At 49.6% G+C, this 24725-nt stretch carries 16 protein-coding genes; 5 read left to right on the top strand and 11 right to left on the bottom strand.

All coding sequences use genetic code 11. The features are described 5' to 3' along the window. Positions 1-2: 2 nt before the first annotated feature. Positions 3-644, top strand: coding sequence for a response regulator (locus tag ACTJJJ_RS10925; protein WP_188938879.1), 642 nt, complete (start codon positions 3-5; stop codon positions 642-644). Between the two features lie 6 nt (positions 645-650). Here ACTJJJ_RS10925 and ACTJJJ_RS10920 read toward each other — a convergent pair whose 3' ends face one another. Next, positions 651-2180 (bottom strand): SulP family inorganic anion transporter, encoded by a 1530-nt coding sequence (locus ACTJJJ_RS10920; protein ID WP_440701793.1) that lies wholly within the window; start codon positions 2178-2180, stop codon positions 651-653. A gap of 276 nt (positions 2181-2456) precedes the next feature. Between ACTJJJ_RS10920 and ACTJJJ_RS10915 the strand changes: the two genes are divergently transcribed. Continuing rightward, complete coding sequence (locus tag ACTJJJ_RS10915; RefSeq protein WP_188938881.1) at positions 2457-2678, top strand: hypothetical protein; 222 nt, start codon at positions 2457-2459, stop codon at positions 2676-2678. 17 nt (positions 2679-2695) lie between these two features. Here the strand turns inward: ACTJJJ_RS10915 and ACTJJJ_RS10910 are convergent, their stop codons facing one another. The 5 genes from ACTJJJ_RS10910 to ACTJJJ_RS10890 form a co-directional block, all read right to left on the bottom strand. After that, the gene (locus tag ACTJJJ_RS10910; RefSeq protein WP_440701792.1) at positions 2696-4351 is read right to left on the bottom strand and encodes a hypothetical protein; all 1656 of its coding nucleotides are present in this window, start codon (positions 4349-4351) and stop codon (positions 2696-2698) included. Positions 4352-4453: 102 nt separating this feature from the next. Continuing rightward, positions 4454-5452: an SGNH/GDSL hydrolase family protein gene (locus ACTJJJ_RS10905; protein WP_440701791.1), complete on the bottom strand. Its 999-nt coding sequence runs from the start codon at positions 5450-5452 to the stop codon at positions 4454-4456. 336 nt (positions 5453-5788) lie between these two features. After that, positions 5789-8176: an ABC transporter permease gene (locus ACTJJJ_RS10900; RefSeq protein ID WP_440701790.1), complete on the bottom strand. Its 2388-nt coding sequence runs from the start codon at positions 8174-8176 to the stop codon at positions 5789-5791. A 171-nt stretch (positions 8177-8347) separates the two neighbouring features. Next, on the bottom strand, positions 8348-10063 hold the full coding sequence (locus tag ACTJJJ_RS10895) for a PQQ-dependent sugar dehydrogenase (RefSeq protein WP_440701789.1): 1716 nt from the start codon (positions 10061-10063) through the stop codon (positions 8348-8350). Between the two features lie 158 nt (positions 10064-10221). Beyond that, the gene (locus ACTJJJ_RS10890; RefSeq protein ID WP_440701788.1) at positions 10222-11388 is read right to left on the bottom strand and encodes an AIR synthase related protein; all 1167 of its coding nucleotides are present in this window, start codon (positions 11386-11388) and stop codon (positions 10222-10224) included. Between the two features lie 131 nt (positions 11389-11519). Between ACTJJJ_RS10890 and ACTJJJ_RS10885 the strand changes: the two genes are divergently transcribed. Beyond that, a complete protein-coding gene (locus ACTJJJ_RS10885) occupies positions 11520-12023 on the top strand; it encodes a C40 family peptidase (RefSeq protein WP_440701787.1) in 504 nt (167 codons plus the stop codon). Between the two features lie 127 nt (positions 12024-12150). On the opposite strand, the gene tnpA is transcribed toward ACTJJJ_RS10885, so the two are convergent. Continuing rightward, on the bottom strand, positions 12151-12588 hold the full coding sequence (tnpA, locus tag ACTJJJ_RS10880; protein WP_188938887.1) for an IS200/IS605 family transposase: 438 nt from the start codon (positions 12586-12588) through the stop codon (positions 12151-12153). A 208-nt stretch (positions 12589-12796) separates the two neighbouring features. Here tnpA and argH point away from each other — a divergent pair, with 208 nt between their 5' ends. Continuing rightward, a complete protein-coding gene (gene argH, locus ACTJJJ_RS10875; RefSeq protein ID WP_426292634.1) occupies positions 12797-14131 on the top strand; it encodes an argininosuccinate lyase in 1335 nt (444 codons plus the stop codon). 5 nt (positions 14132-14136) lie between these two features. Beyond that, the gene (locus ACTJJJ_RS10870; RefSeq protein ID WP_440701786.1) at positions 14137-14670 is read left to right on the top strand and encodes a hypothetical protein; all 534 of its coding nucleotides are present in this window, start codon (positions 14137-14139) and stop codon (positions 14668-14670) included. An 89-nt stretch (positions 14671-14759) separates the two neighbouring features. On the opposite strand, the gene ACTJJJ_RS10865 is transcribed toward ACTJJJ_RS10870, so the two are convergent. From ACTJJJ_RS10865 to ACTJJJ_RS10850, 4 genes are all read right to left on the bottom strand, one after another. Further along, positions 14760-16457, bottom strand: coding sequence for a SusD/RagB family nutrient-binding outer membrane lipoprotein (locus tag ACTJJJ_RS10865; protein WP_426292632.1), 1698 nt, complete (start codon positions 16455-16457; stop codon positions 14760-14762). Between the two features lie 38 nt (positions 16458-16495). Then, positions 16496-19852 carry a SusC/RagA family TonB-linked outer membrane protein gene (locus ACTJJJ_RS10860; RefSeq protein WP_229223339.1) on the bottom strand — a complete coding sequence of 1119 codons (3357 nt, stop codon included), beginning with the start codon at positions 19850-19852 and terminating at the stop codon, positions 16496-16498. Between the two features lie 195 nt (positions 19853-20047). Continuing rightward, a complete protein-coding gene (locus ACTJJJ_RS10855) occupies positions 20048-21388 on the bottom strand; it encodes a vanadium-dependent haloperoxidase (protein ID WP_440701785.1) in 1341 nt (446 codons plus the stop codon). After that, a complete protein-coding gene (locus tag ACTJJJ_RS10850) occupies positions 21376-24705 on the bottom strand; it encodes a VCBS repeat-containing protein (RefSeq protein WP_440701784.1) in 3330 nt (1109 codons plus the stop codon). Before ACTJJJ_RS10850 ends, ACTJJJ_RS10855 begins: the two co-directional genes overlap by 13 nt. Positions 24706-24725: the final 20 nt, after the last annotated feature.

Here is a 24725-nt window from a genome sequence, read left to right as displayed (position 1 = left end):
CCATGGAAATCAGGCTCCTAATTGCCGACGACCACCCTATATTTCTGAAAGGGCTCCAAGAAGTGATCGAAATAGATCCTGATCTGAAAGTGATCGTCAGTGCGAAAAATGGCCAGGAAGCGCTGCTTTCTTTTCAGTCGCACAATGTAGACGTCGTCATTCTGGACATCGACATGCCGCGTTTGACCGGACTGGAGGCTGCCGAGAAAATGCTTCACATCCAGCCCGACCTTCCGATCATTATCCTCACAATGCACAAGGAAAAAGCCCCATTCCTGAAAGCGCTGGAAATAGGCGTATTGGGCTATGTTCTCAAAGAAAATGCCGTTTCAGACATTGTGCATGCCATTTACAAGGCCAAAGACGGCGACCTTTACCTAAGCCCGGAGATATCGGCCTACCTCCTCAAAAAGACGTCAGCGCTGCAACGACAACCAAAAAATGACCTGAAAGCGTCGCTCACCCCATCGGAAACGCAGATCATGAAGATGATCTCCGAATACAAGTCCAGCAAGGAAATCGCCGATGCGCTTTTTATCAGCGAAAAAACAGTTTCCAACCACCGTATGAACATTGCCAAAAAGCTAAACCTGACCGGAAAGAACAGTTTGTTACGATTTGCTTTGGAACAGCCTTGGGGCTAAGGGGCCTCAATCCACGACCCGATAAACCGGATCCTCGATGATATTCACTTCGATCACATCATCGGCATTCCTAAGCAACTGCCGGCAATCTGCACTCAGGTGTTTCAAATGCACCTTTTTGCCCTCTTTTTGATATCTGGCGGTAATCTTGTTGAGCGCCTCGATGCCCGACATATCGGCGACGCGGCTTTCTGAAAAATCGATAATAATCTCCTGCGGGTCGGAGTGAACGTCAAATTTTTCATTGAATGCGGTTATAGACCCAAAGAAAAGCGGACCGTAAATCCGGTAATGTTTAATTCCATGCTCGTCCACAGACTTATGAGCACGGATCCGCTTGGCACTCTCCCAGGCGAAAACCAATGCGGAAATAATTACGCCGCTCAGCACCGCCAGAGCCAGGTTATGCAGGTAAATGGTAATGATCGCCACCAGCATGCCGACAAAAATATCCTGCTTGGGCATTTTGTTGATAACCCTGAAACTGGCCCATTCAAACGTACCAAATGCAACCATAATCATCACGCCGGTCAGAGCGGCCATGGGTACGCGTTCAATTACCGGCGCACCAATCAATATAATCACCAGAATCGCGAGGGAAGCGATGATTCCCGACAGCCTTGCCCTGGCCCCGGCGGAGATGTTTACCAACGTTTGCGCAATCATAGGGCAGCCGCCCATACCGGAGAAAAATCCGTTCAGGATGTTTGCACTTCCCTGGGCAATGCATTCCCGGTTGCCATTCCCTTTCGTGGCAGTCAGCTCGTCTACGAGATTGAGCGTCAGCAATCCTTCCGTAAGCCCTACCCCTGCCATGATCAGTGCGTATGGGATTATGATCTGAAAAGTCTCCAAACTGAACGGAATCCGGGGAAGGTGAAATGGCGGAAAGCCTCCGCTTACGGAGGCTATATCCTTCACGGTTTTGGTATCAATGCCAAAACCAAGCACGAGCGCGAAAACCACAACAATAGCGGCGAGCGAAGGCGGGACCGCTTTGGTTATTTTGGGTAAAAAAATGATGATCGCGATAGTCAGCAGCACGAGTGCCGACATGATGATAAACGGCGTGCCGCTAAGCCAAACCTGCTCACCGTTGGAAACAGTTTTAAACTGTTCCACTTGGGACATGAATATGATTACAGCCAGACCATTCACAAAACCATACATCACAGGCTGCGGCACCAACCTGATGAATTTCCCAAATTTGAAAACGCCGACCAGAATTTGCACCACACCGGCCAAAGCGATTGCCGCGAAAACATATTCAATACCATGCGATTTCATCAGGGCAATCAAAACTATTACCGTTGCGCCCGCCCCGCCGGAAATCAAGCCCGGCCTTCCGCCCAACACGGAAGTAACAAGGCCCATCATAAAGGCGGCATAAAGTCCCGTGAGTGGAGGAAAACCAGCGAGAATGGCGAATGAAAGTGATTCTGGCATCATCGTCATGGCGACGGTGAGGCCTGCGAGAACTTCTGTTTTGTAATTTACTTTTTGTGTAAAATCAAATAAATTGAAGTAACCCTTCATTGGAACGCGGATGAATTATTTGCACTTTTTGGGCCGGTCGAAACAATTTCAGACAAAAACCACGCAAATATCGCCCCAAAACAGCCACTATCTAAATATTTGCAATATACAACCTGCCACTTTCGCTGTCCGTCGTCGCTCGACGGATTTACGTCAAAAACCGACAACAGCCTCCGGATTTGACCAGAAAGCCACGATGGGAAAAAACATAAGCGGGAATATCTACATTTGACATACAGAACCAATTCGTTTGACTAGTTACAAACTAATAGCAGCATGACACGAGATCAAGCCATTGAGGACGCTTGGAAAATAGCGGCTTCTATCCCTCCAACGAAAGACAATCCCAATATAAGTATCCGCGTGGCCGACAAAGCTTCTTCGGACCCATCATCTTGGATAGTCACCTTTAAACAAGAAGAATATGCAGAGATGGACGACAGAGGATTTTGGATGGATCTAATCAAATGGGAGTTTGAGAGCGTAATCGAGCAATAGAACAGATCGCGAGGCTACTAGCGTTTGGCATCCAACTTCACATCCTTGAACATAAACGGATTATCACTCACCCGCACCGATTTCCCACTTGCAACCTTTATTTCCCTCAAAATAACCTCTTTTGTTTTAACGTAAGGATATTTCTCCTGGTAAGAGCTGTCTTTCATCTCCGTATTGAAATTGGCGAAAAGCGCCGGGCCCTGGTAGTTTTCCGGATGCTGCGAGTCGTCGATTCGAAGATTTTCAATGGTGATGCGTTCAGGCATATAGCAGGTGTAGCCGAAATCATGCTGCCCTGAATAAGACCCGCTTATCAATGAGGCGCTAACCGGCTTGCCGCCCACTGGCACAAAAACACAATTACGGATCACCAGTTCTCCTTGCCAGGTACTACCGTAGTCGGGACGGAGGTTCACAATGCTCCTGCCGCGAATGGTGGAATTTTCCACTAACAAAAGCCCGCTGCCGATTGCATTGATACCCATATGCCCGAGGGTCGAGTTGCGGATAGTCGCGTTCGCTACACCCTGATGGGCATCAAACCGGGAGAGGGTACAATGGTCATAAAGAAGATTCTTGCAAAAATTGGAGCCCAGAATACCCCAGTAAGTATTGTCGTCGATATCGTTCGTCTGGCTGCAATTCACAAAAGATATGTTAAGCGCGCGGTTGGCCAAAAGGTCGTAAGTACCCATCGAAACCGGCTTACCGGCCGCGCCAATGGTGTTATAGGTCTTGTGCCCGGTTAGGACACAGTTTTTCACCGTCACATAGGCACATTCGCCAACATTAATGAAGCCTCCATAAGGCGCACCGTGGTCTCCCTCGCCCGTGATGCGGTGTTCGAGCCCTTCCACAAGCACATTCGACCGCCTGATCGCGATGTTCCGGCTGTAATAAGTATACTTTGACTCTGCCTTATTGGCAATGGTGGTGAAACGCCCCCCGGTAATTTTCAATAGTTTCTCGTCGATCGGACGGGCAGAGATATCCGTGATCTGGTCGAAATTCCAGATGATCGGAGCATTCATATCCACTTTGCCGCTTTTATCGACTACAAAAATATCCGTCTGAGAAGACCCGTTATTTTGGTTGAGACCAAACCGGATATATTGCTTCACATTCGAATTGGTGACGGTGATCAGGCAGGAGCCCGGCAGCGATGCATCGATTTTTTCCTGGTTCCTTTTTAATGAAAATATCCCTTCCAGTTTAAATGGTTTAAGGCTCGAACCGACCGTAAAAACGGAAGCGTCGCGATTTTGTACTTCGGTATCGTCAATAATGAAAGCCGCCTTTCCGAAGTCGGTATCCGTCCGGATCATAACCGTTCGCTCTTTTCCTCCAATGTAATAGGTCGCTCCATCGTCGGCCCTCACCTGCAATCCGTGCATGTTGGCAAATGCATGGGTCGCAGCGATCGCGTCCAGGTCATCCACCTTGCCGTCGCCCTGCGCACCGAAGTCCCCATAACGAACCACGCCGGCAGCCTTATACTTCCTGACGTTTTTGGGCGATACATTCACTTGCAGTACGCCTTTTTCATTGGTATACACTCCGGTTTTCGTGTCCTCCGAAGTGACGACCACACTATCTGTCAGATTTACATTCTGTCCATGTGCCACAAATGGACCGGTTAGAAGAAGAAGTATCAGCAACGCGTATTTGGGCATAAGGGTTAGTTTAGTAGTGATTAGTTTCAAAAGACGCCTTCCGGGAAAAATACTTTGCACACCCGTTTGTACGACAGCGCCCAGAGGCTGGCATCCATTGCATCAATAGTCTAAATCCCTGATTTTTTCAATAACCCTATTGGCTACAATCTGATAACCAAAGTTGTTGAGGTGAATTTGATCCGTGTTGTTTGCAGCACGCATACGACGGGGGAAGTTCCCTTTTTCAATGTCCTCCAAATCACTGGCAGTCGGCGTAAATCCGATGTCATTCATCTCCGACTCAGTGGGGGGCGTCATTGCAACATACGACCTTCCGTACAGCGTGGCCAATTGGTCGTTAAAGGCGGTAAGCTTGGCATAGCGGTCCGTCCCTTTGTTTTCGGTGGCGCCCGGCAATATACCCAACACCAGGTATCTCCGGGGTTCGGCGATGTAATCCACGGAACCTTTGATCGCCGAGAGAATATCCGCTTCCGGTCTTCCCTCAGCGATGTCGTTCCGCCCGTACCACAGGATTTGCGTGGCCGTCCTCAGGCGCACTGCGTCGTCGAGCTCAAAAATGGAACCATCGGGAATTTCGACTACAACGGGCGTTTCAGCGACGGCTTCGGGATCGCTTTTCGCCAGCGGCTCCACCGTGTAGCGTTCGCCCACTTCCGGCAAAAATTTGCGCGTGATGGTGCATTGCACACCCGCAAGCATACCGGTACGGCTATAAACGTTGGCATTCAAGGGCGTCGACAGAAACTCATTGTTAAGTTTCGTGACGGTCACCGGCTTTCCACCGTCGAATTTGCCACCCGCTACCGACAGTGTTAAGGGAACACCTCCCTGCCGTATCGCGATCGATAATGCGATTTGCCCGTTGATCCCGTCATTAAACACCGGCCGCTCGGGGAAAGTATCTCCCACCCAGTCGCCAAACGGCCTGGTTCCACCGGTGCCAATGGTGAGACTGTCACCAAAGAATGCGAGTGTTTTGTCGCGTTTGTCCTTTTTGGAAGGAATGATTTTGTCAAGAATGTTATCGCAGGAAGCGAGGAGCATTGTGGATAATGCAGCCACCCCAGATTGACGAAAAAAGCGTCTGCGGCTCATTCGGCCGCGGATAGTGCGACCGGGGTCAGTGTGTTGGAATGATTTCATTTTGATGATGGAACGTTGTAGTAAAGGTGCTTTTGGACACATGCAATACATGTGCATAGCATGTTTGCAATAATCGTTCCACTCACATCCGCTGGTTTTCCTTGCTTCTGTCAAGGAATTTCTACAATGTTTCCATTAAAACAATTTGGATTTACTCCATTAATATGGATTAAATCCATTAATTTTGATCATCCAATCTTGCTATACATAAATTGGGTTTTAGGGTTGTATAATGATCACATTCCGGAGGCATTGCTTCCGGAATGTTTGTATTGAGGCAAACGAGACTCATTCCGACCGCAAGCTCTTCACGGGGTTGGTCAAAGCCGCCTTAATGCTCTGGAAACTGATCGTGAGCAAACCAACGCCTACCGAAAGCCCGGCAGCCAGTACGAAAACCCAGGCCTCAATGTCTATTTTATAGGTATATTCTTTCAAAAACGATTGCATCGCATACCAGGCAATCGGCGCGGCGATGACAAATGCAATCAGCATCAGTTTCAAAAAGTCGCGCGAAATCAATTCCACAATGCCGTAAACGGTAGCACCCAGCACCTTCCTGATCCCTATCTCCTTGGTACGCTGCGTTACAACGAAAGAAACGAGCCCGAACAATCCCAACGAGCCGATCAGCACGCCCAGCACGGCGAATATCTGAAGGAAATTAGAAAGCTTGCGTTCGCTATCGTAGAAGCTTTTAATGTCATCTTCCAGAAATTTAGGCTCGTAATAATTGTTGGGAAACATCGCTTTCCAGTGCTCCCCGATATGCTTGATCGCTTCCGCTTTTTTGGAATTATCGATCCGGATGCTGGCCAGCTGAAAGTTCCAGCCCGCGTATACATAGACATGCGGCATCAGTTTGGTTTTAAGGTCCTCGGAATGGTAGTCCTTTACCACGCCTACGACGTTCAGTTTCATACCCCAGAATTCGAGCTGCTCCCCTAGCAACTTTTCCATATTCCTGAAACCCAGGTCACGCGCGGCCTTTTCATTGACCACTACATCGGTATACCTGGTGCCCTTGCTTTCGCGGATCGTGTCGTTTGCGGACAACATCCGGCCCGCAAGCAGTGGAATGCGGAAAAAGTGGAAGTAATTGGTGTCGATGTGCTGGAGACGGAATGTCTCCTCCCCATTCGGAAGGCCCGGATACTTCATCATCCCCCACCAGTGATTCCGCTTGCTTGCAGGGGTAGTAAGACCGAATGCGACCTCACGGATCTCGGGATGCTGTTTCAGCTGCTGACGGAAGCGTTCGCGCAGCACGGCACGCCGGTCGGGCATATTGACGGTCACAATGCCGCTTTTCTCAAAACCGAGGTCTTTTTCATAAATATACCGCATCTGCTTCATCGCGAGCAAAGTACAGATCACCAGCACCTGCGCGATCACAAATTGCATTACGACCAGCGACGACCGTAACGAAATACTGCTGCCAGGCAGTACGACACGGTTTTGCAATGCCCTCACCGGCTGAAAACCCGAGAGAACGAGGGCAGGATAGAACCCCGCAAACAGCGTGACCACAATCGCGAGCGCACCAAGGAAAAGGTAGGTGTCGATATTCCAGACTGCCGAGCCGTCGATGTGCGTATTCAAAAGCTCCGAAGAGTAAGAAACCAGCCTTCCGGCCAGCAATGCGCCGAATAAAGTTGCCAGCACAACCAGCAGCCCGGTTTCCCCGAAAAACTGGAACACGAGTTGCTTCCTTCCGCTGCCGAGCACCTTGCGCACCGCCACCTCGCGTCCACGTTGAATAGCCTGCACGGTAGCCAGGTTCACAAAATTGATGCAAGCGATAAATATGAGGAATATGCCGATGCTCGTAAGCATGTAGAGCATCCATTTCGGCATCGAATAGTTGAACGGATCTTTGCTGGTATCAAAATGCATTTGCGGCAGGGGCTGCAACTCAAACGACGTAACCGATGTTTCATCCGGCTGGCTTTTGGCAATACGGGTAAGTTCGGTATTGATTGGTGCTGTTGAAGCGCCCGGTTTCAGCAATACATAGCCTTGATGCATCGAATCGCCGCCGCCGAGCTTATCTTCCTGGGCTAGGTCCGGTTGCATTTTTTTCATCGTTTCCCATGAAATGATCATTTCCATGGGAAATTCGGTGTTGAGAGGAAGGTTACTAATCACGCCGGTAACGGTCAAGTCGATGCTGTTATCGTAGCGGAGGCGCTTGCCGATTGCATTGCCTTTGAAAAGCTTCCTGGCCGTCTTTTCGTCGAGTACCACCTGCCCCGGCGCGCTGAGCGATTGCTTCGGATTGCCGGCGATCCAGCGGATATCCAGCATGTCGAGCATGGCGGGTTCAGTAAAGAAGATATTGTTCTGATTGAACAGCTCTGTTCCTATCTGCACGGCTGCCGGGTTCATTCCGTAGAAATTGGCGGCCGTTTCTACACCCGTGAACTGGGTTTTCAATATTTTAATGACCGTCTGGTGCACATGCGACTGCTGCTCCCCGAACTTGTCGGCTGACTTGACCCTGTAAATGCGGTCGGCTTTGGCATGAAAACGATCGAAGCTGAATTCGAACCGGACGATCCAGAATAGCGTAATAGCCACGCCGAGGCCTAGCGTCAGGCCCGTCAGATTAATGAAAGTGTACAGCCTGTTCTTTTGCAGGCTCCGATAGGCAGTTTTGAAGTAGTTCCCGATCATAATTCCCAGGCAGGTTACATTTGAGATAACAAACTCAGATCATTTCAAAAATAGCCTGCCAATTAAAAGAGGCCGTCAGAAACGGCCTCTACACGCAAACAATCAAGAAAATCAAAAGCCGGGCTGTCCGTAACCGGACAAAATCCGTTCAGGTTTGGACAGCCTCAGCCACTACCTCAATACCAAAACCTTTTGCTGGATCACTCTGTCGTGCCCGGCCATGCGGACGACGTAAATGCCCGAGGCCGTATTTCCGAGCGGGATATTCACCGGCCCGCTTCTGCCCCCGATCTTTTCCATCAATACCACTTGTCCGCCCGCACTCACCACTTCGACGGTTTGAAAAGGCTCTTCTACAAGCAAGCTTAATTCATTGTTGCTGATCAGCGAGGGCCGCACAAAAAGTTCGCTCTGAGTCTCCCCGCCGCGGTTGACCGTGATCATTCCCGAGTACCTGAAACTTTCGTCGGTATCCGTCATTTTCAAGCGATAGTAAAGATTGCCGTTTTCCAATGTGGTGTGTGTAAATGAATACCGGTTTCCGGCCTGCGCATTCGCGCCTTCTACCGAGCCAATGCTTTCAAAGTTGCGCGCATCGGAGCTGTACTGAATATCGAACGATTTAAAATCCTTCTCCATAGAAGTCTGCCATATCAACTTCACTCCTTCGGCACTGGGTGCTCCTGAAAAATCAACCAGCGTCACCGGCAACGGGTCCTCCGCCTCAATGCGGTATACGGCGGTAGCTGTAACCGCGAAGATTTCTCCCGACTCGTCTTCCCCAATGTCTCTTACACCGATGGTTGTGGAAGGTTGATATTGTTGTGAAGAGCCATCCGAATTAATTTTGTGAATATCGCCCGAACTATAATCCATCCCGATGTAATAGCCTCGCATCACCGGCCAGTTGTTTCCGCGGTACACCACACCACCGATCACGGAAGAACCCCTCGCGGTGCGCGTTCTATACGTGTAAACAGGTTTGGTAAAGCTGGCTGAATCCGGACATTCGTTTATGGCAATACCCGGCGTGTAGCCATTGCCCTCGAAGCACCGCCATCCGAAATTGGTACCCGATGCATTCCCGGCCGTCGTGTGATTGACCTCCTCCCAGGTATCCTGCCCCACATCGCCGATCCACAAGCCGTAATTCTGGCGGTCAAAACTCCATCGGAACGGATTTCTCAGCCCCCGGATGAAAATCTCGTTCCCGAACGGGTTGCTAGGCGGTATGATATAGGGAATACCTGAGCCTGGGGGCGTATTGACGTCCAACCGCAATATTTTGCCCAGCAGGCTACTGGTACTCTGGCCGTTTTGGTTAGGATCGTAGCCAGCGCCACCGTCGCCGGTGGAGAGGTATAAATAGCCGTCTTCATAACCAAAATGCATCTCCCCTCCATTGTGGTTGGTATTAACCGGGTGTGGGATTTTCAGGATTTCGAACCGCGTGTTGGCCAGCACGACGTTTCCGGATGGGTTTGCAGATGTGTACCGGGCTACCACCAGGTCGCCGGCGGTGTCGGTGTAATAGGTATAAAGAAATCCATTGGTGGAAAAGTTGGGATGGAAAGCGATACTCAGCAAACCGCCCTCTCCCGCCTGCGAAACGATCGTCCCGCCGCTATTCATATTGAGGTATTGAATCGGGGTTGTCATCGCACCGGGGTTATACATCGTGATAATACCGGCGCGTTCCGCAATAAAAATCCGGTTAGAATTGTCGCCTGCATGGACAAGCTGCATGGCGGAGGTCAGCCCGCTGATAACGGCTGTTGGGTTGATGCTCACATCGGGAACTTGCGCACAAACTTGCAGGGTGGTAAGAGCGAAGCAAAATACCAGGATATGCCCCCGCAGCAGTTTATAGTGGTTGATATGTTTCATATTTAACAGGGTTAATAGATAACACTACTTCTACCATTTATTACGAAATCATACTACAATTCCCATGCCCGCATCAAGCCTGGAAAATATCCGCAAACAAAAAGCCTCCGGAAGCATAACTCCCGGAGGCCCAATATTTTGTAACGGTCAAAGACCGGTCAATAGTAGAATGTACCGTATTCGCTGCTGATTGTCAATTTTTTCTCATCAGACGCTTCCACCCGGCCGATCACCTGTGCTGCGATGCCGAATGATTCCGAAATTTCGATCACCCGTGCCGCATAGGCTTCCGGCAGGTAAATTTCCAGCCTGTGCCCCATATTGAACACCTTGTACATCTCCTGCCAGCTTGTGCCGCTTTCTTCCTGAATGAGCCTGAACAACGGTGGTACCGGTAGCAGGTTGTCTTTGATAATGTGAAGGTTATCAACAAAATGTAGAATTTTTGTCTGGGCCCCGCCACTGCAATGTACCATGCCATGGATCTGCGTCCGCATTTCGTCGAGTAGCGCCTTGGCTACGGGTGCGTATGTACGTGTAGGCGAGAGGATTAGTTTACCCACATTCAAAGGAGCACCTTCTACTTCGTCGGTTAGTTTTTTGCTGCCGCTGTAAATAAGATCTTCGCTCACCTCGGGATCGAAGCTCTCGCTGTATTTTGATAGGTATTTACCCAGAATATCATGTCTTGCGGAGGTGAGGCCGTTGCTGCCCATGCCGCCGTTGTATTCGCTTTCGTAAGTCGCCTGGCCGTAGGAAGCGAGCCCCACGATTACGTCACCAGCCTGGATATTGGCATTGTCCACCACTTCCGAGCGTTTCATGCGGGCAATTACCGTGCTATTGACGGTCACGGTGCGCACCAGGTCGCCCACATCCGCTGTTTCGCCGCCCGTACTGTAAATCTCAACGCCGTAGCTCCGAAGCATCTCCAGCACATCCTCCGCACCGTTGATCACCTCCGCGATCACTTCACCCGGAATGCGGTTTTTATTGCGGTCGATGGTCGATGAATAGAGCATCGGGCCGGTCGCGCCCACGCATAGCAGATCGTCGGTATTCATCACGATCGCGTCCTGTGCGATGCCCTTCCAAACGGAAATGTCGCCGGTTTCTTTCCAATACAAATACGCCAGGGAAGTTTTGGTACCGGCCCCATCGGCATGCATGATCGTGCAGTAGTCCGGGTCGTCCGCGAGCGTATCCGGTACTATTTTGCAAAAAGCCTTTGGAAAAAGCCCCTTGTCGATCTTTTCGATGGCCTTATGCACATCTTCCTTTGAAGCCGATACACCGCGCTGGAGATAACGGTCGGTAGTTTTCATCTGAACGTATTGATTAGTAAGCTATCCTGATTCCGCCACAAAAGTAGGCAAAAAGGGGGCTCAAACCTTTACTTTAATGAAAGTAGTGGTTAATATTGAGCTTTTAAAGCCCTGAACCCACTTTTGATTTCATGCATTTTTTGATTCGTTCAGTAGTTGCACTAGCCCTGTTATTTGCCGCCAGCTCGCTTGAAAACCGTTCTTTAGCACAGGCTCCAAAGTCGCGGGCCGCCGCCGACACCCTGAACCCCATTGAGTCGCTGGTATCGTTTGCCACCAGGCATTTACATATCCCCTACCGTTCGGGCGGTTCCTCCAAAAGAGGTTTCGACTGCTCCGGATTTGTCAGGTATTGTTTCAACCAATGGAACATCACACTTCCGCATTCAAGCGCCGCTCAGGCGGAGCACGGTGAAGCCGTAGAACTAGACGATGCCAAGCCCGGCGATCTTATTTTCTTCAAAGGCAACAGCACCAAAAGCAAGCGCATCGGACATGTGGGGATCATTACCGAAGTCGCCCCCGGCTATGTAAAATTCATTCATTCTGCCTGGAAAGGCGGCATCCGTTACGACCTGCTGAACGCAGCCTATTACAGCAAGCGGTTTGTGGCTGTGAAAAGAATGATTGAATGATTGATTTTAATCAACAAATAATTTTCTTTCTCTTTTGATCCGTCGACTTAAGTCGACGGCAAGATGATTGACCTCCAGCCATCCTTTGCAGTTGACTTTAGTCAATTGAATAGAGAGATAAAATGGCTTAGTTCTTGTTTGAATTTGTCCAGCCATATTTTTGCATGAATCTATTTATCTCTGTTTCAAAGGTTTTTCCTTTGTGGTGCTCTTCCTGCTTCAGGATATAGCGTCTCACAAAAGGCACATGCCGCTCGCTGACACTTACAGCCCAGTAGTCGTCCTGCCAGACAAACTTTGTTCTTGTCAGCCTATTCTTATTGATCCAGTGCGCTGATTCTCCTTTGATGATCTTCATTACATCCGCGAGTGTCTGCCCGCGGGCAAGGCATATGAGGCAATGGGCATGATCAAGATACCCATTCACAACATCCAGCTCGATTCCCTTCGACATCGCATATTCTTTAATATGCATAAACACTTTCATCCGAATCTCGTCCCGCAGCACAGGCATCCGATATTTCGTAGAAAAGACAACATGGATCCAAACACGAGTCCAACTCATAGCCTAGAAGATTTAAACGCATCCAACAATAAACCACCGGTGGTCTCATTGATACGCTAAACCATCTATTTGGTAACACACTTCAAAACATCCTCAACAAAAAATCCCCCTGGCCGTCGACTTCAGTCGACGGAAAAAGGGTAAGAATGAGCTAATGGTGTTAAATTTGCAGTAATGTTTCATTCAACAATTTTTATAATCCTGCATCTTGAAACTCTGGCAAAAGGAAAATACTGTCACTTCTGAAAAAATAGAACGCTTCACGGTAGGGCGCGACCGCGAGATGGATCTGCATCTGGCCGAATTCGACGTGCTGGGCAACATCGCCCACGCCACCATGCTCGAAACCATCGGCTTGCTCACATCCGACGACCTCGCCGCATTGAAAACCGAGCTGAAAGCCATTCACCAGCAAATCGAAAAAGGTGAATTCGTGATCGAGGAAGGCATCGAGGATGTGCATTCGCAGGTAGAGTTGTTACTTACCCGCAAGCTTGGCGATACCGGCAAAAAGATCCATTCAGGTCGCTCGCGCAACGACCAGGTGTTGGTGGATATGAAGTTATACACCCGTGCACGGCTTTTCGAGGTGGTACAGGCTACCGAAAAGCTTTTCGACGTGCTGACGCGCAAATCGGAGGAGCACAAAAATGACCTGCTCCCCGGCTACACACATTTGCAAATCGCCATGCCGTCGTCATTCGGTCTGTGGTTTGGTGCCTATGCCGAAGGCCTGATCGATGATATTATCCAACTCAATGCAGCCTACCGCCTCGCAAACCGCAATCCGCTGGGCTCCGGCGCAGGCTACGGCTCTTCGTTCCCGTTGAACCGCCAGCTTACCACCGAATTGCTTGGTTTTGAAGGAATGCATCATAACGTCGTGTATGCGCAAATGAGCCGTGGGCGCACGGAACAGGCCGCATTGACTGCTATTTCCTCACTCGCAGCGACCGTTTCCAGGCTGGCGATGGACGTTTGCCTTTACAACAGCCAGAACTTCGGCTTCATCGTGTTGCCCGACGACCTCACGACCGGCAGCAGCATTATGCCGCACAAAAAGAACCCGGACGTGGCCGAGCTCCTGCGCGCTAAAACCAACCGCATGAAGGCACTACCGATGGAAGTAACGATGGTATTGAGCAACCTGCCGTCGGGCTACCACCGCGATATGCAGCTGCTGAAAGAAATCCTGATGCCGGCATTCGACGAAATCCTCGACTGCCTCGACATCGCCGCATTCATGCTCGAACATGTGAAAGTAAAACAAAACCTGCTCGACGATCCGAAATACGACTTGCTCTTCAGCGTGGAGCGCGTGAACGAGCTCGTGATCGCCGGTGTTCCTTTCCGCGATGCCTACAAGCAAGTAGGGACCGAAATCGGCGACGGCACTTATGTTGCGCCGCGAGCGTTGAAACACAGCCATGAGGGAAGTATCGGTAACTTGCAGACCGACGCGATTCGCGCGAGAATGGAGCAGGAAATTGCCGCTTTTGGCTACGATAAGATAGCCGCCGCTTTTGAAGCACTTTTAAAATGAATACCATGAAAACCCGGTCCGCCATTATCTGGATGTTAGGCTGCATTGGATTCGGCCTGTTAGCCGCCACCAGCGCGAACCGTCCCAGCCTCGACGGACCGGGTAATCTCAAAGTCATTTTCTTCCTCGACCCCGAATGCCCCGTCTCGAACGCGTACATGCGCGAGATCAAGAGTATTCATTCGGATTATTCCAAAAAAGGAGTCGCATTCGAGGCCGTATTCCCTGTGCCGACCGTTAAAAGGGAGGATATCAAACGCTTTTTAAGTAAATATCAGGCAGCCATGCCCGGCTACCAGGACGCCGGGCTGCAAAAGGTGAAGCGCTACCAGGCGACCGTGATGCCCGAAGCTGTGCTCGTCAATGCAAACGGGGAAATCCTCTACCGCGGTGCGATCGACAATTGGTATTATGCCTTGGGTAAAAACAGGGCGAAGGCCACCGAGCTGTATTTAAGGAATGCCATTGAAGCGGTATTGAATGGGGAAATGGTACTTCTAAGCCGTACTGATGCGATTGGATGTGTGATTAATCAGTAAGGGAGCAGCGTTTCAATGAAATGACCACAAACAAAAAGGCAGGCCAATCGGCCTGCCTTTTGTGTTCTTTAACTAAATCTATATTAAAATTATTGCTTATCCCACCATACGCGACCGGTAGCATCCTGAGGGTCCTTTCCGAAGCCCGGAATAGCCGCCATGCCGTCATATGCCGCTTTTTGATTGGCGTAATTTTGATCATTCTCGTTAAGCAGAGAAAGAGGTGCCCGACGAGGAATGGTCAGCACGGCGTTATTGTTCGTTAAAACTGGTAACGCAACAGCGCTTGTCGCATTCGGATATCCTGTACGTTTCCACAAAGCCCATCCCTCAGAAGGTTGCTTCAAGAAATGCAGGTAAGCCTGTGAAGCAATCTGATCCAACGCTTTGGCAGCATCAAATGCAACCGCCGGTCTGAGCAAATATGCATCTATTTCAGCCTGGGTAACTGCGGTATAATTGGTAAGTTGAGATTTTGTACCAATCATATCATACCATTGAATGGAGCTTACTACCCCTTTTTCATACCAATCCTTGGCTCCCGCTCCAATTCCACGGGCAGCTACTTCGGCACGCATAAAGCAATAGTCCGAATAGGTCAATACCGGAATATAAACCAGTCCTGTACCTGCCTTACCATTGGCGTCCGCTTCCGCAGGGCGGAACAATCTTGGCTGCAGATAGCTCAATGTATCCACAACGATGGAGTTCTCTCCCGACTTTACGGTACGCGTAGTGTAATATCTGGCTCTGATGGCAGGGCTCGTCGCCTGATCCGGGCTGGTGTAGCTACCCAAATATCTACGTGCAGGCTCAGTAGTTCCAGCAGGTAATTGTTTATCCGCAATGAGCAGGTTGATATTAGCCTGGGTATAAGTATTAGGTGCCACAAATGCATCCAAACGAGGATCCTTGTTCTCCCACATAAAATCCACCATCGGTTTGGTAGCCCTTAAGCTGGTAGGGTTCCAGTTTCCGCCTTCGGTGAATGATTTACTTGCCGTATACACCCAGCCATCTTCGTTCGCGCTCATCAAATCAGCTGCGGGCATTGCCAATATCTCGTTAATCACAGCTGTTGCCTTTGCCTGGTCGCTTTTTATTTGCCTCAGCGCAATTTTCAGTCGAAGTGCGTTACCAGCCTTAACCCATTTCAAGGCAGCACCGTTGTAATACGAATCGTAATTCCCAAGCGCAATTTGAGGAGCACCAGGAGTTTGCTTCAATACGGACACCGCTTCTTTGAGTTCCTCGTCAAGCTTAGCAAATAATGCTTGCTGTGTATCGTAGGCAGGTTTTAATGTTCCGCCATAACGAGCCTGGAATGCCTCGCTATATGGGATACTGCCATAAATGTCGGATACATAAAAAGCATAGTAAGCTTTCAGGATACGAGCTATGCGTATCATATGAACAAACCTGGGTTGCTCCGACTCAGCCATTTTCTCAACCAGCTTTTCAACGTCGGTAAGCTGTGTGCCCGCGCTGTACAATGCGCCGTAGCGATTTGAGAAGTTAGAAACGTTGGTTGTAAATGCTCCCTGGTTGCCCCGCACATCTGTTGCATACTGCATCCATGGCATTATCCGGGTATAGAAATCGTAAAATGCCTCGAAATCTTGTCCCTGAATAGCCCTTGAGGCGTTCGCAAACTGATTCTCCGGTGGAATCGAGGATAGCGCGTCCGGATCGATGTTCGTATCAACAAAGTCCTGCTTGTCGCAAGACGACATTACTCCTACTAACAGCAGTAAAGTCGTACAAAGAATTTTATTATTTATTTTCATTGTTATTTCGTTCTATTTTTTTCGACAAATCCTGTATATCAAAAGCCGACATTTACAGAAAAACCAAGGTTTCTGGTGAAAGGCGCACCACCATATTCAGCAAATTCACCTGCATTATTGCTCTTTAATCCCTCTGGGTTAACGCCATCCTTAGCAGTCATATAGAGGTAAGCGAGGTTACGGCCGGTCAATCCTACTCTCAGAGACTGAATTTTAAATTTGTTGATCAGACTCGTAGGAACGGTGTATCCAACAGAAATTTCGCGAAGCGACACCCAGGAGTTTTCAAATACCGAATATTCCCGGATACCTGAACCCCACTGCGTCAGGTTCTCATAATATGCATATGCAGGGATCGGTTTTAAGTAGCCTTTTGAAACAGCTTCTGCGTAAGGCATGCCTCCCAGGTCAAGTTCCTTGCCGTCAACGCTCACTTTATAACCGTCAGCCAAAACACCCTCCGGAATAATACCGTCATCGCGTGTTTTACCCGATGCATCCGTAAAGGTCACACCGCCCAATGCAGCATTTCTTCCTGGCAAGCTGTTTTTCAAACTTCCGTTGGAAGAACCATACTGGTGCGTACCAGAAGCCATGAGTCCGCCAATTTTAGCATCGACCTGAAGAGTCAGGTTGAAATTGCCGTATTGCAGGTTGTTCACATTGCTTAGAAGGAACTTCTCAAGCATTGTACCCAGGTCCCTCGATCCTTGTCCGTACGACCCGCTTCTCAGGTAGGTAGGATAGCCGTCGGTAGCGTTGCTGGAAGCACCAATTACCTTTTGTCCATTGGATGGGCTGGCAATATTGTTTCCGCTGGCATCTTTCGCCTGGTACAGCGCATATGCATACGCTGATGTAATCGTTCCGTAATCTCCTCCTACCCGTGCAATAGACCTTACGTCATTACCGAATGCCAAGCTCAATTCATAGCTATCTACACCTGGCACCAGTTCAAGTATTTTGTTCCTGTTGCGAGAGAAGTTGAAAGATGTATTCCAGCTGAATTTCTCAGTTTTTACCGGAGTGGCGGTCAATAAAATTTCAATACCGCGGTTTCTGATTTTACCGGCATTAATGATACGGCCCGTTAATCCTGATTCCTGAGGAACGCCAACAGTAAGGATCTCGTTGGTCGTGATTTTATTGTAGAATGTAAAATCGATTCCTAAACGGTTGTTGAAGAAACGAATATCCGTACCAAGTTCGAGCTCACGCGCCAAACGGTTTTTAAGGTTTGCATTAGGCAAAGTCCTGTCTCTGAAACCATAAGAAGCAAGCGGAGTACCGTCTGGAAGCGTGTAATTATCGCCTGGGTTGTAAATACCCGTGCGGTTTGTGCTCCAAGCATCAGTATCACCACCTGTATATCCGAAGCTGGCGCGAAGCTTACCAAAAGTCAACCAGGATGGAACACCTTTCAGCGATTCGGTAGCAATCCAGGAAAGTCCCACAGAAGGATAATCGTACGACCAGTCGCCGGTTCCGTTTTTATAAGTTAACGTAGAAGTCCAGTCGCGACGATAGCTTGCATTAAGAGTCAGCATACCCTTGTAAGTCACATCACCATAAGCATACACAGCATCCGTTCTCTTGGAAGGTACAAGCGCGGCACTTGCAGTAGCCACATTAATAGAATTGGAAAGTGAATATACTTCCGGAATTCTCAAGCCGCCGGCGGTACCATTCTTAAATTCTCTTCCTCCGTTGATTTTGTTAGTCTCACCCCCAACGCTAAAATTCACTTCAAAATCTTCTCCGAAAGTCTTAGCAGCAGAAAGCAAACCTTGCACACGATACTGGTTATTGTTGGTGGCATAGGTGCTATACTCATCGTTGCCGGAGAAACGAGCGCCATCTCCACGTTTTTTGTATTCCCCTGTATAAATCTCATTCTGCAAGTTGCTTCTGAGCAAGCCGGTCAGCCAAGGCGTGATCTGGGCTGTCAGATCTATATTTCCACGGAATATCTTTTCATTCCGTGTTCTTTTGCGCTCGTTAATTTCCCACATGAAATCTGTAACGCTGTAAGGGTCGTTCGCCCCTCTCCTGCGTCCACCCACAGTCAGATCGGTATAGTTATGCATCCAATAGTCTATATCCAGGTTCCGTGGGCGATAATATACAAACTTGAAAATAGGGTTATAGCTGCTTCCCTGGTTAGTCGGGTTCAAAAGATTATTGCTGGTATAATCCGCCGACACATCCAGATTAAAGATTTTACCGATCTTCTGCGTAGCCCTTACGTTGAAGTTGTTTCTTTTCATTTCTGTACCGGACGGCATTACCGAACTGTTGAACAGATTGGAATAAGATACCCGGAAACTACCCCTGTCATTACCTCCGTCAACAGCGACGTTATGGTTGATATACTTACCGGTATTAAAGAATTTGATCGGGTCGTTCGCTTTCCATTCAACCATTCTCCCGTCGATGTCCTTAACTTGCTGTCCCTTGAACTCCGGCCCGTAAGAATAGAACCAGTTATTGGCATCCACCTGATCAACCCCATCCGCTCCTTTTGAAAAAGTTGGATCCAACCCTGCTCCAAACTGATTTTGCAGGTCAATGATTTTATAGGCCTTTTCAAATGAGGATGAATGGTTGTATGTAACACCAAGTCCTTTTGTTTCTCTTCCCTTTTTGGTTTGAATAAGTACAACACCATTCAACGCTTCTGAACCATAAAGTGAACTGGCGGCTGAGCCTTTCAGAACACTCATCGATTCGATGTTGTCAGGGTTGATGTTCTTCATAATGTTACCAAAATCCTGCTGACCACCCCATGAATCTGCCCCGGTAGTTCCCGGACGGATCAAAACACCATCAATTACAAATAATGGCTGTGTGTTCGGACTTAAAGAGGCATTTCCACGAATACGGATTCTTGAAGACGACATCGGCCCGCTCGCTCCCTGGTTGATCATCACACCGGCAACCTTACCCTGCAAAGCATTGACAAGGTTAGCGTTGTTGGTGCGGGATAGTGAAGTCCCTTCGACTGTCTGAGCCGAATACGACAATCTTCTTGCATCCTTAGCCATACCAAAACCCGTGATGACTACTTCATTAAGCGTTTTGTTGTCTTCGTCAAGGTTGACGGTCAATTGGGTGGCGTTGCCTACCGGCACCTCTTTAGTTACAAATCCAATTGATGAAAATACAAGCACCGCCGAACTGGAAGGCACAGCAATGCTAAACTTTCCGTTAACATCTGTCGCGCCGCCTGCGCTGCCTCCTTTAATAAGGTAGGAAACGCCGGGCAAAGGATTCTGATCCTTGTCGACCACCGTCCCGCTGACGGTCTTTCTGTCTTGGGCCATACTCCATGTACTTCCAGTGAGGAGGAGGAGCAATGTTACCAGACGTGTTAAAGTAGTACACTTTTGTCTCATGGTAAATTTGGTAAATTGAATTTTTAGGTGGTTTAAGTTAACTGACTACATTACTCTGATCCGAAGACCGGCACCAGCTGACGCCGGTTTCCCATTCGCACATCAAGCATTGTAATGTCAAAAATAAATATTTTTGTTAATAAAAATATAACATTTATTAAAAAAAATTAATAATTAACATACAATTGTAATAGACTATTTGCCAATAGTTTCTTTTAGCCGTATTTTCTGAATTACCTGTAACCCGATACCCCTGCCCTGCTTTTGTCCGTTCACAATGGCCGCGCGATAATGAATCCCCCCGTAGAGCCGACTGATCCCCGCCTCTTCCGCCGCCGCCGCAAACGAAGCGAAATGCCTTACGGGCAAGCCGTACGGTGTTTCAGTGTGGTCGTCGAATGCAAAATTTGCCCCTAGCCTGGCTTCCAGCACCTCTGCCGCGGCGGCTGATATGACGCTGTGGCCGCTGGTATATTCCGGAAATGGCGGTGTCTGGAGCAGTGGTCGCCACTTTTCGTCCATGTGTGCATTGATCACCGTTTCGGGCCTGATAAACTGGCTACGGTACTTTTCGTCCCAGCAACTGATGAAACCATCGAACAAAGCAATGGAAGTGAGCAGGTACACCGCCGACGATTCGATCCAGTTTTTTCCGGCGCTTTCCATTGTCTGTCCGGCGATTGAAATCCAGTGGCCTCCTGGCGAGAGTTTTTTCGTCGCGAAGTTCAGGTGCCCCTGTGTGTTGAGATAAAAAGGATTACAGTCCCAAAAACTCGCGATCAGGATTTCTTCCTTACCAAGGCTACGGGTCCTGTCATAAACTTCTTTCACTTCCTTCATAAAGACACTGCCAGGCTCGGTGCTGAACGCAGGTGGCGGAATGGGCTTAAATTGCGCCGCCGAATCGAGCGAAACGGGGCGGATCTGGCTCCAATAAGGTTCCACGGCATCGATATAGCCGGGAGGTGTCGGCATCCATTTCCCTTTTTCCTTACTATATGTATAACGACGTTTTTTTCTGGTGGCGGCATAATTGTCGCGCGCCGCCCATGCGAGAATGCTGTCGCTCACCATTTCTCCCAGGCGCAGCGAATTTTGGTAAACGGCTTCGTCGTGCTCCCCACAGCTTGCAAGAATACTTTCCGCGCTGTCTTTGAGCATGGGCTCGGAAAAGACCAGCTGCCCGCCGGTCCTGAAAAACGCATACAAAGCCGCCAGTTTATAATTGATATCACCCGACGCACGCAAATCTTTTTCACGGGGCGCTTCTATCCTGGGAAACCCATTAGCTTGCCCGTAAAGGCTTTTATAGCCTTCGTTGCCAAGTACCAGTGTTTCATAAGCGGCCGCATTGGCATACAAATAAATGCGGCTCGCCACCGGCGGCGAAAATATATCGTGCACAATTACCCGCGTAAGGTTGTGCTCCGCGCGGTGCAGCAACGCCGTACGCGGCTGTGCATGCGTTGTTCCCGCGAGCATGCATAATGCATACACGAAACATCTGAGGGCCCTATTCCGGATCACTTTTTCCATTCCAACAAGACGGGCTGATCGTCATTAACGGTAAACAATATACGCTTTTTATTTAACAAAACCCCACCACGCACATCGCCGCCTGCCCATAGGCCGGTTTCCGCGGGCGAAAGTGCCTCGAATCGGAAAGGCACCACCTGTTTCAACACCGTCCCTACCGAAGCGTCGCAAGGCCCGAGCTGCACGCGATAAGGCGAAAAATTGCCCGCAAGTACGAGATCGGTTTTACCATCACCAGTCAAATCCTGTGCGATAATGCTGCTCGTCCGGGAGAACTGTGCCGCTTCGGGAAGCGCATGCCTTTTGAATCCAAAACTTCCCAGGTTTTCCAGCACAATGCTGCGTAGCTCTCTGCAATACACTTTCTTACTCTTCTCTACGGCATCTTTGCCAAAAATATCTTCCAACCTCGCATCGGCGTAGCCGGCATAGTTGGTGTATTTCCTTTTAAGGGCCGTCATCTGGTCGAGCATTTCGTCGCGGGAGAACATCGGGTAACTTTTCTCACCGATATAATAGGTACAAATGGGGTCGATCACACCGTTTTTGTCGAAATCGTCGTAATAGATCGTCACCGGGCGGTCGGGCGTTGATTTATATTGATTGTTTAAACCTGCATTACCGAGTACGAAATCAAGGTCGCCGTCCCCGTCGAGGTCGGTGGCTTCCATAGCGGCCCACATTCCGTCGGAATCTTTCAATGCTTCAACCGACTGGTTTTCAAATGTGATACCTGTATTCTTAAAAGCCATGACGGGCATCCAGTCACCTGCGAGCATCAAATCGGGCTTTTTATCAGAATTTAAATCGGTAAAAACTGCGGCGGTAACCATCCCCGGGTTCAGCAAAGCAGGCACGGCAGCCGTAATGTCCGTGAATTTTACGCTGGCACCCTGACTATCATTCCTTAATAAATAACTTCTCGCGGGCATCGGAAACGAACCGGGAACCGCGCGGCCTCCTACGAAAAGGTCCAGGTCGCCGTCGCCATCCACATCGGCCGCGGTAATGCACTGCTTGGGATTGCGCATGGACGGCAGCGCCAGTACTTCTTCGCGAAAAACACCTTTTCCATCATTCAGGTACAGGTGATCGCGGTACTCGGGGGCATTCTCGTCGAACTCATTCCCTCCGCTCACAACGTACAAATCCAGGTCGCCATCGCGATCGGCATCGAAGAACAACGCATTCACTTCCTCGCAAACCACATTCTGACGCCAGGGCTGGGCGGCAGCGCCTTCGAAAGTACCGTCTTGCTTTTGAATATAAAGCACGCCAAACTGGTGCGACGCGCCGCCCAGGAACACGTCGTCGAGGCCGTCGCCGTTCACATCGGCTTTCGCCAGCGCAGGCCCCAGCCGCGAAAGCTGATAAGGAAGCAGAACCTCCACTTTGAAATCCACAAAATCATTTTCCTTATGCACAAAATCGATCCCGGCGGCCTGTGCGGTCACCTGGTGAAACCAGGGGGCAACCACTGGCGCATTTGGCTTTGGATCAACACCTTCGGCTTCCTTCATTACCACCAGCCCGGCTGCCTGATTGGTCAGAAAACTGGTTTTACCCGAAGGCCACCCGATCGTCACCGAATCGGCTTTCCCGGCATTACCCAACCCGAAATGCAGGTCGGTAGTGACAGTCGACTGGTAACCCCGCACGGGGTAAAGCTCTGCATATTGCATAACCCCTCCCGCATACACGCGCACTTTCGCACCGAACGCCTGCGAATTGGCATTCGTGCCCATCAAGCGTAGTGTTAGGCCTTTTTTATTGGTTTGATTCTGATAAATCGAAACCGGGTCGTTGATATGTGAAATGACCATATCCAGGTCGCCGTCACCGTCAAAATCGGCGTAGGCAGCCGCATTCGACACCGCCAGCTCATTCATCCCCCATTTCTTCGAAACATCCTCGAAACCAACGCTTCCCGGCACACCAGTGTTCCTGAACAAATAGTTCCTCAGCTTGTTGGAAGGCATTTTCTGCACCAGATCGTAGGTTTTGAAATTCAGGTTTCCCTTCGCGGCCTCTTTCATCTGCTCGTCGGCCACGGTGTATTTCAGGAAATCCATATTGGTAAAATCCCGCAGGTAGCCGTTTGTAATGAGCAAATCCTTCCAGCCGTCATTGTCGAGGTCGGCCATTAAACCCGCCCAGCTCCAATCGGTGTTGCTAACGCCCGCCAGTTGGCCTATTTCGCTGAAACGCAGATTGCCCGCCTGGTCGATCCCGCGGTTCAGGTGCAGCATATTGCGCATATTCTGGTGGTAATACCCGCTGTCGAGCAACAGATGGTATTGATCGTACATATCAGCGCCTTTGAGCAACTTCTGGCGGTGGTTGTCCTCTGGCAGCATATCGAGCGTCAGCACGTCGGGCAGGCCGTCGTTGTTGAAATCGGCCACATCGGCGCCCATCGAGAACCTGGAAACGTGGGTAAACGACTTACGCAACGACTCGGTGAATGTGCCGTTCCGGTTGTTGACATAATAACAATCCACCTCGGTATAGTCGCTCGTCGTGTAAAGGTCCGGCCAGCCGTCCTGGTTCATATCCGCCACGACCACGCTCAGTCCGAAGTTCAATGCATTGTTGATAATGCCCGCTTTCTGCGTAACATCCTGGAATTTCAGTTTGCCCTTCCCGCCTACGTTCTCGAACAGCCGGTTACCGAAATAGGGGTTCGGCGTGGCCCGCATTTCCCTCGTGTTCAGAAACGGATTGACCGTGTGGTTGGAGTGGTTCAGCAGGAACATATCCAGGTCTCCGTCCTTGTCATAGTCAAAAAAAGCTGCCTGGGTCGATTGCGACCCGATCGCATTCAAACCTGCTTCCACGGCTACTTCCTTGAAAACCGGCACGCCGCCTTTCACGCCCTGATTGATAAACAGCTCATTGTTCTTGTCGGACAATTTCCGGTAAGGCCCCGAATGACAAACGTAGATATCGGGCAAGCCATCGCCGTTTACATCGGCCACGCTTACGCCCGTCGCCCATTTGCCATTGCCTTCGAGCTTCGCTTTCCGGGTCACATCATCGAATGCGATGCCCGCTTCCTGCGAACGATTGAGAAACAGCTTATTAGGAACCGTATTTCCGGAGATGAAGAGATCGGGCTTGCCGTCGCCATTGAAATCGCCCACACCGATCCCGTTTCCGTTGTAGAGATATTCATACCGGAAAATGTGCAGCGAATCGTTCTCTTCGATCCGGTTTGTGAAATTCACTCCGGTTTCTTTCGGGGGTAATTTCTTGAAAACAGGCTGGGAGAAAACAGCAAATGGCAGCAAAAACAACAGATAATAGAGTTTACCCATGCAATTCCGTTTATGAACCA

Origin of the sequence: Dyadobacter sp. 22481 (assembly GCF_052044875.1) — a bacterium.
Classification (GTDB): Bacteria; Bacteroidota; Bacteroidia; order Cytophagales; family Spirosomataceae; genus Dyadobacter; species Dyadobacter endophyticus.
Note: the sequence above shows the minus strand (reverse complement) of the source record. Positions and strands in the feature narration are given on the sequence as shown.